Genomic DNA, 14,113 nt, shown 5'->3' with positions numbered 1-14,113 from the left:
TTCCAAGAATATTGACTATTTTTGTGTTTTATCAATATTATTTAAAATTTAAAAAAATAGAAATAAAATGTCAGTATTAGTAAACAAGGATTCTAAAGTAATCGTACAAGGTTTTACAGGTAACGAAGGAACTTTCCACGCGGGTCAAATGATCGAATACGGAACTAACGTTGTAGGTGGTGTTACACCAGGAAAAGGTGGAACTGAGCACTTAGGAAAGCCAGTATTCAACACTGTTGCAGATGCTGTTGCAAAAGCAGGAGCTAACGTGAGTATCATTTTTGTACCACCAGCATTCGCTGCTGATGCGATTATGGAAGCTGCTGATGCAGGTATCAAAGTTATCGTTTGTATTACAGAAGGTATCCCTGTAGAAGACATGGTAAAAGTTAAGAGCTATATCCAAGACAGAGATTGTAGATTAATTGGTCCTAACTGCCCAGGTATCATTACTTCTGATGAAGCTAAAATTGGTATTATGCCAGGTTTCGTTTTCAAAAAAGGTAAAGTGGGTATCGTTTCAAAATCAGGTACTTTAACTTATGAAGCAGCTGACCAAGTTGTAAAAGCTGGTTACGGTGTTTCTACAGCAATCGGAATTGGTGGTGACCCAATTATTGGTACTACGACAAAAGAAGCTTTGGAATTGTTCATCAACGATCCAGAAACTGAAGCTGTTGTTATGATTGGTGAGATTGGTGGTTCTCTAGAAGCTGAAGCTGCAAGATGGTACAGAGATAGTGGTTCTAAAAAACCAGTTGTTGGTTTCATCGCTGGTCAAACTGCACCTAAAGGTAGAACAATGGGACACGCTGGTGCTATCGTTGGTGGAGCAGAAGATACTGCACAAGCTAAAATGGCGATCATGAGCGAATGTGGAATCAACGTTGTTGACTCTCCAGCAGAAATTGGTGCTACTGTAGCTAAGGTTTTAGGATAAAATATTAGAAAAAACTAAACACTTTCAGATGAAAAAAATATTAATAGGAACGGCTTTTTCATTGGCAGCAATGATGCAAGCGCAGATTGACTTTAGTGCAACAAGATTTGGTATAACAGCTGGTGCAACATATTCTAGAATCCAGAATGCCCACAATCCATCAGGTCCAAGATACTCAATGTTTATAGGTGCTTTGGGACTAACACCAATTGATTCTGATGATCAATTCTATATCCAAACAGAAGTTTTATACTTTGGTGCGGGTGAAGGAGGCGATAAGAGTGTCGAGAATAAAAATGGTTGGGCACATGCGGTTTATGCTAATAACTATCTAAGCATTCCTGTTAGTTTTAAAGGCTATTTCTCTGAAAGTGAAAGTGAATTTTTTGGATTGATTGGTCCAAGATTTGACTTTTTGATTAATCAAAATAATAAAAATATCCCTCCAGGAAGAGAAGACTATGCTGTTGATCGTTATGGAAAGGGAACAAAATTTAACCTTGGTGTAGGTGCTGGTATCGGATATAGCTACAAGCGTCAATTGGAAATTACGGCACGTTATGATGTGCATCTTATGAATGTCTATCCAGACATGAAAAACTCTCCAATTGAGTTGGCCACTAGTGATCCGAGCGTTGCTAAAAAGAAAAACGAGCATATCATCAATGTTGGTATAGCTTATATCTTTAAATAAATTTTTATTATAAAATATAAATCCCCGCAAAACGAAGTTTCGCGGGGATTTTTTTATTAGGTATTGTGGAAAATTAGGATTCAATCAATAGAATCACATTAATTTTTCCATTTGAATCTTGATGTATTTCGATGCCGCTTAGATCCAAATCAGATAGATCATGTCCCCAAACTCCATACTTACCATCCGTTTCGTTTCGATTAATAATCCCCGATCTTTTCTCACGTGGAATTGTTTTCGTTTTGGCATATTTTTCTTCTTCATCGTATATTTCGTGATATTTTTTACTGATTAAAAGAATCAAGTCCTTTCTAGTGAATCCATTAGGATTATTGAATTCAAAGCTTACAGGCTTATTCAAAGGATAGTCAAACAAAATATTAATTGTATTTTCTTTGATGACAACATCATCTGCACCAACTAGATTATTGATTTCGGGATTCGGATTTTCCAAGCTTATCCAAGGAATAATGCCATCTTCCCAATCTTTTTTCTGCTCATCATTGGCTTTAACAGTAAAGTCAACTTCCGATACTAATTGTCCCGCATTTTCATACAAATCTGTAGGCTTTTCGAACTCTTTCTTTTGCATCGCTTCAATATTTTGTTCTCTTGAAGCAGCAGACTTCTTTTGGCCGCAACTAGAGAGCATTGCGACCAATACTAAGCTTATAATTGTTATTTTTCTCAATGTGAAAGATTTGGTAAATTATGACCTATTTATAATTATCGATCGCCTTATTAATTGCGTCAATTTGTTCGTGAAGACTTTGGCTTTGAGGATTTTGTTTTAGAAGTTGCATCTTCTTATTTAAGCCGTCTTTCATAATTTGTACCAACATCATTTTTGCCTGTGGATTTGCAGAAATTTCACTCTTTGCTTGCCCCATAACTTTGGTCATTGCTTTGGTCGCTTTTGTGTTATCAGAATTCATAATCCAATTGAAACCTTCTTCGGCAACGGCACCAAGTTCTGCATCTTGGAATTTGATAAAAGGATAAAACACAACTTGACTAGCAATATTGCTCATCTGAGAGTCGATTTTATTTTTAACGATAATCGGCATCAATTTATTAATTAAGTCTTCAGAAGCGTTTGATAAATCCACTTTTTGCATTAGTCCAACAGCTTTCTGAGGTTCTACATCTGCTAAAGCTGCAATCGAAACACCTTTTACCGAATTAGAAACTGCTGTCGTTCCTTTTTCATAAATGCTAATATACTTTTTGTCTTTCGTCTTAGAAAGTGCCGAAATTGCTGCTGCCTGAGCTAAAGTTTTAGGATCGTTTTGTGCGATATTTTCAACATCTTTTAGTAGAAGTTTAGCTTGTTCTGGCTTTGATAAATCAATGGCTGAAAGTGCTAAAATTTTTAATCTATGTGATGGATCTTTAAGCGCTGCAGCAAGTATTTTTAAAACAGAACCATCTTTCTCGATGTTTTCTTTAGCGTATTCTACTGCAAGATATCTACTTTTGAACTCTTTTGCTTTTGTATATTGAACAAAGTATTGATCTGTACTTTTTGTATCATTAATATCCGCCAATAATACTTGATCTGCATTAACGTTCACCAAGTTTGGTTGTTGTGCAAAATTAAATGTAAAACTTTGACTTGCTTTCGCATCTGCCCAAACATTGTAACGCTTCGGAATACCGTTTTCATAAACATCAATCGCTAACGGAAACTGAAAATATGGACCAGATTGCGTTTGTGTAACCGCAACATTTACTTGTTTTTTTACAGGTTCGTAGGTATAATTGATGCTAAGTTTTGGATGTCCAGCGCCAAAATACCATTGGTTGAAAAACCAGTTTAGATCTTTACCAGATACTTTTTCTAAAGACAAACGCAGTTGGTGTGCTTCGGCATTTCCGTATTCGTAGGTTTTTAGGTAATCATTTAAGCCTGCAAAAAAAGCATCGTCGCCTAGATAATTCCTTAACATGTGAAGAATGCCACCACCTTTGTTATAAGTTACAGAATCGAAAACATCCTCTCTAGAATCATAATCGAATCGAACCAAATTTTTCGTGAAGTTGGCAGGATTCATTTTATAAGCCTGGAGTGATTTTACTAATTTGTAATCAGCTTCGTCTTTGCCGTATTTATGCTCGTTCCAAAGATATTCGGAGTAGTCAGCAAAACTTTCATTAACCGTTAAATTGCTCCAACTTTCCGCGGTTACCAAATCGCCAAACCAATGGTGAAACAATTCGTGTGCAATGGTATCTTCCCAACGGTTTTCGTCTATTAGGTCGCCAGGCTTTTGCTGAGAAGCTTCGCCATGCAAAGTTGCTGTTGTATTTTCCATCGCACCAGAAACATAATCGCGACCAGCCATTTGGTCATATTTTGCCCAAGGATATTGGTAATTAAGTTTATTCGAAAAGAATTCGATCATTTCTGGCGTATTTCCAAAAATTTGTTTTGCATAAGGCTCGTATTCTTTTTCAACATAATAATTGACTGGAATGTTTTTCCATTGATCTTTAACAATAGCAAAATCTCCCACACCCATAAAGAATAGGTAAGTCGAATGCTTTTTGTCCATTACCCAATAATCGGTTCGCATGCCGTTAGCTTCCTTTGTTGAACTTTTCAAAAGTCCATTCGACAAAGTCACATATTTATCAGGAACCGTCATATAGATTTCCTGCGTGGTTTTTTGATTGGTTTTATCAATTGTTGGGAACCAAGCCGAAGAAGATTCGGTTTCGCCTTGAGTCCAGATCTGCGTTGGTTTGTCTGGATCTTTTCCTTGTGCATTGATAAAGTACAAACCTTTGGCATCATTAATTGCAGCACTTCCTTTTTGGGTTACCTCGTTTGGACGCGCCGTATATTTGATGTAAACCGTATAATCTTGATTTTTTTGATAAGTTTTGTCAAGATTTATTTTTAAAATATCGTTTTTGTAATCGTATTTAAGTGCTTGTTTTGATCCGTTTTTGTCCAAAGCAACTTCGTGGATTAACATGCCTTTAGCATTCAGAACCAAAGAATCTGTCGGTGTAAAATAAGGTGCGGCGGTCAACCACTCTTCACCATTCATTTGCTCTTTTTCGTAATCGAAGCTTACTTTTAGTTTGGTATGTTTTAGTTCGGTCATTTTGGTATGTGTTGCACGATAGATTTTTTCTCTGCCCGAATAATCGGTTTGTGCAAAAGCTAAATTTGAATTAAATAAAGCGCCTAATAACAATGAGGATATGACGATTTTTTTCATAATTTATCTGTTATTTAACAACATCTAAAGTCGATGTTTTAATATTTTTAGTTATAATATAAGCAAAGATAATGTTTGGAATCCAACATAGCCAAGCAACAATGCAATAAGCTTTCACAAAATCATTGAAAATGACTTGAAGTATCGGCAAATAAATTCTTAATGTAACCGCAGAAAAACATGCGGCATAGCTGTATACCATTAGCTTTTGATGTTTTATTAGATTTCCTTTTTTAATAGCAGTAAATGCTAGTAGAGTGGTGCAAAACCAAATAATACCAAGTGAAGCGAAACCAAGCGCAGGAACAATTCCGCCTGTTGCTTTTGTCGCAATTCCGATTCCTGCAACAGAACTGAGTAAGACAAAAATGATATATAGTTGACCAATTTTCCGATGTCGCTTTAGATTCTTGTTTCTCCATTTTGGAACAAACTGAATCCAGCCAATTAACAAAGCGAGTCCTCCAAAAATGATGTGTGTGTAGAAACCAATATTCCAAAATAGGTTTTGTAAGGTGTCTTGATCTTTAAAACGAAGCAGTCCAAAACTACGATCTATTAAAAAATAAATCGATGGATAAAGACCGATTAATACACAAAAAAATGCAAAAATAATGAAGAGCTTTTTTTTCATTCTCAGTTGTATTTTTAGATAAGTATCAAAATTGAATTAAATATTACAAACAGCAGTCATAAATTGTGTTATTTATTCTTCAAGTTGAAGTCCATTTAGTTTTAAAAATTCATCAAATTCTTGATTGAAAGATTTTTGAGCATGATGAACTTTCTGATTTTTAATATAGTGATAAACTTTTTGCATAACAGATTCCGAAACTGAATATGCAGCGTAACCAGTTTGCCATGAGAATTTGTCTTCGGTTATGTTATTTTGATTGATGAAATGTGAGGATGTGCCTTTAACTTGTTTGATAACTTCCGCGATAGATTTCTGTCGGTTCAATAAAAACAAACAATGTATATGATCGGGCATTCCATTAATAATACTCACTTTGCAACCCATATTTTCCAATTCAGATTTTAAATATTGGTGGATTTGATATTCAATATTTGAATTTATTAAATGAGCTCGTTCTTTGGTTGACCAAATCGCATGTATCCATATTTTGTTGAATGAATGTGACATGATTTTTTATTAAATATACAAAAAGCCCATGGTTTAAACCGTGGGCTCAATTATCAATTAGGTATTTTTCGTTTTTCTAATGTGAAAACATATTTTGTTGTATTTCTATGTTGTAGCGCAATTTTTGATATTTCTGCTGCTAATTCGGAACTAAGATTAAAGTGAGAAAACTCGTCATAAAATAATTCCGAAGTTTCTACTTCTCCAACCAGACAACCTCTCCTTGAAAATATTTTGTTGTTTTTTTCTAAGAAATTTGAGAAAACGATAGGAATAACATTTGGATTGTTTTCCGAAATTGCTAGTTGTGCATAGAAAGCAACAACACCATTTTTATTGGATGTTAGTTTTTGTAAATCTGTTAGTGACGCCTTATTTTTAAGTTCAATAAAAGTTGAATAGGGCGGTATCTTATCTTCTTCTACATCACCTTTACCAGAAATACCATTTGAAAAATAGTTTAATTTCGAAATTGTAGCGACTTCTGATTTTATGTATTTTGGAACTTGAAGCGTATCAATAATACCAGTTTTGGGTTCTAATACATCGACTAAAAGTTGTTGATATTCTTCATTTTTACTCGTTTTTACTTCTTGTTTTGCACAACTTCGAAAGCAAATAATAAAAACTAGAAATACACAGTTTCGCATCCTATATTGCAACAGGTGCTTTTATTCCTGGATGCGGATCGTAATTTTCTAATGTGAAATCTTCAAAATCAAAATCAAAAATATTTTTGATATTAGGATTCAGTTTCATTGTTGGCAGCGCTTTTGGCTCGCGAGCTAGTTGTCTGTCAACTTGCTCAAAATGGTTATTGTAAATATGAACATCACCAAAACTATGAACATAATCGCCAACTTCGAGATCACAAACTTGCGCTACCATCATCAATAACAAAGCATAACTCGCAATATTAAAAGGAACGCCTAAAAAGACATCAGCACTTCTTTGGTAAAGTTGCAACGACAATCTTCCATTAGCAACATAAAACTGAAACATTGCATGACAAGGCGCTAAAGCCATGTTTGGAATTTCAGCAACATTCCACGCAGAAACGATAAGTCGGCGAGAATCTGGATTTTTTTTGATTTGGTCGATTACTTCAGTTATTTGGTCAACGATTTTTCCGTTGGCACCTTCCCAGCTTCTCCATTGTGCGCCGTAGACAGGACCCAAATTTCCGTTTTCATCCGCCCATTCGTCCCAAATAGAAACGCCATTATCCTTTAAATATTTAATATTGGTATCTCCTTTTAAGAACCAAAGCAACTCATAAATTATAGACTTAAGATGAACTTTTTTTGTCGTAACCATCGGAAAACCTTTCGACAAATCATAACGCAATTGGTAGCCAAAAACGCTTCTAGTACCAGTTCCGGTACGGTCGGTTTTGTCAGTTCCGTTGTCTTTAATATGTTTTAGGAGATCCAAATAGTTTTGCATGAGTGTTTAATTTTATGTTTAAAACAGAAAAATATTTCCAGTTTTTAAAAGTATTGAAATTCAAATTTAGTAAAAAAGAAATGAAGCATAATTGATCTAAGATACTAAATTCAAGCCTAAGCTTTTCGCTTCTTCGATAACAAAATTACGCGCTTCTTCTTTATCATTATTAATAATACCTTCCAAAATAGCTTCCTTAACTTTTTCTTTTAAAATACCAATTTCGCGGCCAGGTTTTAGGTCAAACATTTCCATAATTTCTTCTCCCGAAATAGGTGGCTGAAAGTTGCGGATATGATCTTTTTCTTCAACCTCTTTTATTTTTTCGGCAACATACTCAAAGTTCTTTTTAAAACGGGTTTGTTTAGCATAACTTTTAGTGGTAATGTCGGATTTGCAAAGAATAATTAAATCTTCTAAATCTTCGCCTGCATCAAACAAAAGACGTCGCAGTGCAGAGTCTGAGGCATCGTCTGTAATTAAAGCGATTGGACGAGCGTGCATTCGGACTAGTTTTTCAACGTATTTTAAATCCTGATTCAAAGGAAGTTTGAGACGTTTAAAAATATGTTTTACGATTTTGGAACCCAAAAATTCGTGTCCATGGAAGGTCCATCCTGTTCCTTCAACAAATTTCTTGGTTGGCGCCTTTCCAATGTCGTGGAGTAGCGCTGTCCAACGCAACCATAATTTGTCAGTGTTTTCAGAAATGTTGTCGACCACTTCTAAAGTGTGATAAAAGTTGTCTTTATGTGTTTGTCCATCGACATCTTCAATGCCTTTTAATGCTGTTAATTCTGGCAAAATAATTTGAAGAAGTCCAGTTTCTTCTAATAATTTTAATCCAACTGAAGGCTTTTCGGAAAGCATAATTTTGTTGAATTCTACCATAATGCGCTCCATAGAAACGATGTGGATTCTTTCGACTTCGGTTTTGATAGCTTCCAAAGATTTTTCTTCGATGTTAAATCCAAGTGTTGACGCAAAACGAATCGCGCGCATCATACGAAGCGGATCATCCGAATAAGTTTGCAAAGGCTCTAGCGGTGTGCGAAGCGTTTTTTGCTCTAAATCTTGAAGTCCATTAAAAGGATCAATTAACTCGCCGAAATTATCTTTGTTAAGAGAGATTGCCATCGCATTAATTGTGAAATCGCGACGTTTTTGGTCATCTTCCAAAGTTCCGATTTCTACAAAAGGTTTGCGACTGTCTTCACTGTAGCTTTCTTTTCGTGCACCAACAAACTCTAGTTCGAGGTCGTTGTGACGGAACATTGCCGTACCATAAGTTTTGAAAACGGCAACTTTCAGTTTAGGATTAATTTCGTTTGCAATGCTTTCTGCAAGCTCAATCCCTGAAGATTCTGTTACAAAATCGATGTCGGTTGGCGCCTTGCGTTTCATGATTAAATCCCGAACATAACCACCAACTATATAGACAGATTGATTGTTGCGATGGGCAACTTCCGAAATGATTTTGAATAGTTTTAAGTTTTTGTTCTGGTTGAGATTAACAATCATAAGGCTTTCAGCAAATATTTGCTTGCAAAGATAAGGCTTTCCTTAATTATGAATTGTCATTTTTTACACCAGTGCCTGTTTAAAAATTTTACCGAAATAGGTTTTAAACTATTCAGATTTTCTTTGCTAAATTTTAAAGCTATTTTAAGCCAATTTCTTGCTTCTCATTTTTGATTTAGCCCGCTAAATCTTCAAATATGAAATAAAAAATTCTTCTCAAAATAGCAATGAAAATTTTATCAATAAAATTTAAACAGACTCTAAGAAAAAGTCAGTTTGTCAGATAATTTTAGCAAAGGTTGACAAATATGTCAAATTGCTATAACTTATTAGTATAATAGTTGTTAACGATGGCAGGTTTTCTTAATTGGTACAGATATGGTAATTATCATATCGAATAAAAGCTGACTGATCAAAATTTATTGGGTAGTAAAAAGTAGTAGTTTTTTTTCATAGTTTATTTTTTCTTCAGGCGGCACCGAAGGTGCCGCCTGAAGTTTTTTTATCCAAAAAAAGAAAACTTTATTAAGATGAATTTTGTTTTAAAAACAAAAAAACTACTCTCTCAAAACTTTAATCTGTCCGTTTTTCCAAATTTTGATAACAGAAGAGCCTGAATATTTAGAAACTTTTTCGCGGTTTTCTTCCACTGCATAATCTACAGTATCTATTATCTCTTGTGAAATGTCTGAGAATTTAAGAGGACTTTTGTCACCACTTAAGTTTGCAGAAGTCGAGATAATGGGTTTGTTAAGTTTAGAAATAAGTTTTTTACAAAAATCATCTTTAACCAAACGTATTCCGATTGATCCATCTTCTGCCAAAGCTTCTTTTGGGAGGCCTTTTGCAGCTTCATAAACAATGGTAACAGGTTTTTCGGAAAGATCAATAATCTCCCAAGCCATTTCCGGAACATCAACCAAATCTTGAAGTCGTTTTTCATTTTCCACCAAAATAATCATGGATTTGTGTGCGTCGCGATGTTTGATGTCGAATACTTTTTTTATAGCTTCTGGATTGGTCACGTCACAGCCAAGTCCCCAGATTGTATCGGTTGGATATAGAATTGTGCCACCGTTTTTTAGCGTGTCTAAAGCTTTTTCTAGGCTCATTGCTCTTTTTCGTATTAAAAATTAATGTTAATGAAACTTAAAATATCAGAAGCTTGTAAGTCAAGACTTTAAAACTTTTCTTTAAAAATAAGCTTTCAATAATCAGCTCCAAATTTAAGAATTAATGAACGGAAGTTTAAAAATAATTCAGATGTTAAAACTAAATTAACATTATGAACGGAATTTTAAGGATTACTTAAAAAATACTTAAAAATTTAGATACAACATCTCAAGACTTACAGGGCTTACTTTGTCAGCGAAGAAAAAAGTAAGAAAGTAATAATGAAAATTAACAAACTCAGTATTGGAGTATTGTTCCTATTAGGCGCGTCTACTACAATACTTGCACAACAAAAAAATGACACCGTCAAAACAACGAAACATATCGAAGGTGTCATTATCCAAGGAAGTAATAAGAAAGGTAAAGAATCTAACCTTATCAATCTCCAAAGAAAATCTGTAGAAGTTATCGAGCGCGTTGGTTCTGTCCAACTAGAAAAACAAGGTGTTGGCGATGTGGCAACAGCGGTAACAAAAGCTACAGGAACACAGAAACAAGAAGGTAGCGGACAGATATTTGTACGTGGACTTGGAGATCGTTATAACGGAACAACACTTAATGGACTTGAGATTCCGTCGGATAATCCCGAACTTAAAAACATCGACTTGGAGATTTTCAAAACATCGATGATAGAATATATCTCGTTGGACAAAGTCTACAATCCTAGATTCTCAGGAGATTTTGGAGGTGCTAATATCGACATCGTTTCTAAATCGCATAGTGGAAAACCATATTTCAAAATAGGATTGGGAAGTTCTATCAATCTTCAAACTTTTGATAAATCTAATTTTAAACTTCAAGACGGAGGACCTGGATTTTTTGGTTACAAAGAAGCTGATTATCGTAAGGGCGATCCTACAAAAAGATATCCATTTACAACAAAATGGAATTTCAAAAATGCACAAAATCCTTTTAATACAAGTATGAATTTTGAAGGTGGTGCACGACTTGGGAAATTCTCGTTATTTGGATATGCTGGTTTTGACAACTCTTACGAGTATAGCGAAGGTCACGAAGGTTTCTATTTTGCAAATGGTGATGCAAACAAGGATTTTAGTGTTGAAAGATCAGAATATAAAACCAACACGACAGCTTTGCTAAATGTTGATTATAAAATCAATGCAAATAATCAATTAAAATTCACTACCAATTATATCCACTCTTCTCAACAAGATGCAAAAATCTACAAAGGGCATTCTTACGATGTTGACAGAGATGTTATCATTAACAGAGGCGATAACAAATTGACAGATACGTGGATTAATCAACTATTCGGGAATCATAATATTAATGATAGTTGGTCGTTGGATTGGGCTTTAGCAGCTAATTTAGTTGATAGCAAACGACCAGATCGTATGCAAAATACCATTAATGCAGAGACTAACGAGCTTCTTGCAGGAAGTGCAATTAACAATCACAGATATTTTGATGATTTAAAAGACAAAACTTATTTAGGTCATATTTATTTAACCAAGAAATTTAACCAAAATTACAAATTGGTTGTAGGTTATGATGGATCTTATAAGGATAGAAAATTTAACCAAACAACTTTAGGGATGAATTTTACAAATTCTGTTATTGTAAATTATGAAGATATTGACGCTTTCATTAATGCATCTAATAATAGCACATTTATTTATAATGTTCAGAAAAGTAAATATTCCATTGAACGAAATATCCAATCTGGTTTTGCAAATTTTGACATGATTTTGTCAGATAAATTGACGTTGCAAGTAGGTGGTCGATTTGATTATATCAAATTTAACAATACTTGGAGCGACATTTTAAGTACAGGAAAAAAGGACAAACAATACAACAAGTTTTTACCAGCGCTTAACGCAAAATATAGTATTAGTGACAGACAAAACCTAAGATTTGCAGCTTCAAAAACTTATACGTTACCACAACCAAAAGAGTTGATTCCTATTGCATATTATGATGTAACGGCGAACGTCTATGGTAACCAATTTTTGTATCCATCAGACAATTATAATGCTGATCTAAAGTGGGAATTTTTCCCAAAAAGTGGTGAAGTATTTTCGGTGACTGCTTTTGGAAAATACATCCAAAATCCAATTGGTAGAAGTACATTTTCTTCGGCAGCGCCAAGTGATATGACTTATTTTAATCTTGCAAATTGGGGCTATATCTATGGTGCAGAAGCTGAAGTTAGAAAAGATATCTATAGTTGGAACAAATCCAAAGTTTATGCTTTTGTCAATGGAACTTTCATGCAATCGCAACAAAAACTTAAAAATGAATCTGAGTTAGCAAAAGAAAATAATGGTAAAACAGCACAGTTTAGCAAACTTGAAAATGAAGTACAAGGCGTTGCTAACTTCTTGGCTAATGCTAATGTTGGATATAATTACAAATGGGGTGGCGATAACACTGTCGATTTGGTTGTTTCTTACTCTCGTGTTGGGAAAAACCTTTATGCCATCGGAACTAATAAAGTAGGGGATTTCTATGAGCTTGCCAAAGACATCTTAGATGTTAATGTAAACTTTTCATTAAAACAAATAGGAGTAGGAATAAGTGCTAAGAACTTACTTAATCCACATTCTAAAATTGAGCAGATAAACGATTCTGGTACTTACATCCATAGGGATTTTACAAAAGGTCGTCAAATGGGTCTTAGTTTAAGCTATAAATTTTAAAATTAAATAAAAATAAAATATCTAAAAATTTAAGTAAAATGAAAAAAACATTTTTAAAAGCTATTCTTGGTTTATCATTAGTAGCGTCAACAACTTCAGTAATTGTATCTTGTAGCAATAGCAAAGACGAAGATGAAACTGCGGTAATCGACAATTCTGGTATTGATGCTAACAATTTTAAAGGTAATATCACAGGTAACGTAACTTTGGATCCGTCAAAAGTGTATACCATTACAGGTAAAGTTGCTGTTAAAGCTGGTGGATCTCTTACAATCCCAGAGGGAACACACTTTAAAGTAGTGGAAGGATCAATCAAAGCGAATGGTGATTATGAAGCAACTTATCTAATCGTAGAGCAAGGAGCAAAAATCTTCATCAATGGTACAGCTTCTAAGCCAGTTGTTTTTGAAGGTACAGAGCACAAGCAAGGACACTGGGGTGGTATCGTAGTTTTAGGAAATGCGCCGTCTAACAGAAGTGCTGGTGGTACTTCAACTTCAGAACTTGGAGATCTTGTATACGGTGGTACTAATAAAACTGATAACTCTGGGGTTATTAAATATTTGGTTATCAAAGATTCAGGTTATAAATACAGCCCTGAGAAAGAATTTAATGGTCTTTCATTATTCGGTGTTGGTAGTGGTACAACAGTTTCTTATGTGTATGTAACTAACGGTGGTGACGACGGTGTGGAGATGTTCGGTGGTAATGTTAACCTAGATCACATTATTGTAACTGGTGTTGGAGATGATTCTTTCGACTGGACAGAAAGCTGGAGTGGTACTGTAGATTATCTTTATGCAGCTAGAATGAAAGAATTTATTAATGCAGTAGAGCCAGGTAACAGAGGTATCGAGGCAGATTCTCAGGATACAGACCCTAATACAACCAATGGTGCAAATGGTGGAATATCTAACCCTACTGTTAGAAATGCAACATTTATCGGAAATAGTAAAGGTGCAGAATCGCAAGGGATGAAAATCAGAGCTGGTTCTCATGGTAATTTTGACAATGTTGTTATCGCAAACTTCCAAACTGGTTTGGATTTCGAAACAGATAGAACTTATACTTGGTTCAATAGCGGAACAAAAATCAACAATGTACGTTTTGTAAACGTTGGTACAGAATGGAAAGCTAAAGCAACAACAGCTAATCCAAATCCAGATTTGTCAAAAGCATTCACTAAAAATGCAAACGCAACTGGCGCTGGTAACAGTACAGCTTTACCAGATTGGGCAAAAGGTTGGACAGGTCTTACAAGCTTTGATGTAGCAGACGCTGGTAACTAATCCAATGTATTTTAGA

At 34.7% G+C, this 14,113-nt stretch carries 12 protein-coding genes; 4 read left to right on the top strand and 8 right to left on the bottom strand.

Going from position 1 to position 14,113, the window contains the following annotated elements:
• Positions 1–67: 67 nt before the first annotated feature.
• The gene (gene sucD / locus Q1V95_RS08760; RefSeq protein ID WP_079667132.1) at positions 68–940 is read left to right on the top strand and encodes a succinate--CoA ligase subunit alpha; all 873 of its coding nucleotides are present in this window, start codon (positions 68–70) and stop codon (positions 938–940) included.
• A 28-nt stretch (positions 941–968) separates the two neighbouring features.
• Positions 969–1,634: a porin family protein gene (locus tag Q1V95_RS08755; RefSeq protein WP_300672800.1), complete on the top strand. Its 666-nt coding sequence runs from the start codon at positions 969–971 to the stop codon at positions 1,632–1,634.
• A 73-nt stretch (positions 1,635–1,707) separates the two neighbouring features.
• Here the strand turns inward: Q1V95_RS08755 and Q1V95_RS08750 are convergent, their stop codons facing one another.
• The 8 genes from Q1V95_RS08750 to Q1V95_RS08715 form a co-directional block, all read right to left on the bottom strand.
• Positions 1,708–2,325 (bottom strand): hypothetical protein, encoded by a 618-nt coding sequence (locus Q1V95_RS08750; protein ID WP_300672798.1) that lies wholly within the window; start codon positions 2,323–2,325, stop codon positions 1,708–1,710.
• A 25-nt stretch (positions 2,326–2,350) separates the two neighbouring features.
• Positions 2,351–4,864, bottom strand: a complete 2,514-nt coding sequence (locus Q1V95_RS08745; RefSeq protein WP_300672795.1) for a M1 family aminopeptidase — start codon at positions 4,862–4,864, stop codon at positions 2,351–2,353.
• Positions 4,865–4,874: 10 nt separating this feature from the next.
• Positions 4,875–5,498, bottom strand: a complete 624-nt coding sequence (locus tag Q1V95_RS08740; RefSeq protein ID WP_300672793.1) for a DUF2306 domain-containing protein — start codon at positions 5,496–5,498, stop codon at positions 4,875–4,877.
• Between the two features lie 72 nt (positions 5,499–5,570).
• Entirely contained in the window at positions 5,571–6,008 is a 438-nt protein-coding gene (gene tnpA / locus Q1V95_RS08735; protein ID WP_300672791.1) for an IS200/IS605 family transposase, read from the bottom strand.
• Positions 6,009–6,061: 53 nt separating this feature from the next.
• Positions 6,062–6,658: a hypothetical protein gene (locus Q1V95_RS08730; protein ID WP_300672789.1), complete on the bottom strand. Its 597-nt coding sequence runs from the start codon at positions 6,656–6,658 to the stop codon at positions 6,062–6,064.
• A gap of 1 nt (position 6,659) precedes the next feature.
• Complete coding sequence (locus Q1V95_RS08725) at positions 6,660–7,454, bottom strand: thymidylate synthase (protein WP_300672787.1); 795 nt, start codon at positions 7,452–7,454, stop codon at positions 6,660–6,662.
• Positions 7,455–7,550: 96 nt separating this feature from the next.
• Positions 7,551–8,975, bottom strand: a complete 1,425-nt coding sequence (locus Q1V95_RS08720) for an HD domain-containing protein (RefSeq protein ID WP_300672785.1) — start codon at positions 8,973–8,975, stop codon at positions 7,551–7,553.
• A gap of 557 nt (positions 8,976–9,532) precedes the next feature.
• A complete protein-coding gene (locus Q1V95_RS08715; protein ID WP_300672783.1) occupies positions 9,533–10,087 on the bottom strand; it encodes an L-threonylcarbamoyladenylate synthase in 555 nt (184 codons plus the stop codon).
• A 282-nt stretch (positions 10,088–10,369) separates the two neighbouring features.
• On the opposite strand from Q1V95_RS08715, the gene Q1V95_RS08710 reads away from it, so the two are divergent.
• Entirely contained in the window at positions 10,370–12,808 is a 2,439-nt protein-coding gene (locus tag Q1V95_RS08710) for a TonB-dependent receptor (RefSeq protein ID WP_300672781.1), read from the top strand.
• Between the two features lie 38 nt (positions 12,809–12,846).
• Positions 12,847–14,097 carry a hypothetical protein gene (locus Q1V95_RS08705; RefSeq protein WP_300672780.1) on the top strand — a complete coding sequence of 417 codons (1,251 nt, stop codon included), beginning with the start codon at positions 12,847–12,849 and terminating at the stop codon, positions 14,095–14,097.
• Positions 14,098–14,113 lie beyond the last annotated feature (16 nt).

Origin of the sequence: Soonwooa sp. (assembly GCF_030151385.1) — a bacterium.
GTDB lineage: Bacteria > Bacteroidota > Bacteroidia > Flavobacteriales > Weeksellaceae > Soonwooa.
The sequence above is the reverse complement of the archived record's forward strand: the minus strand, read 5'-3'. Positions and strand labels throughout refer to the sequence as shown.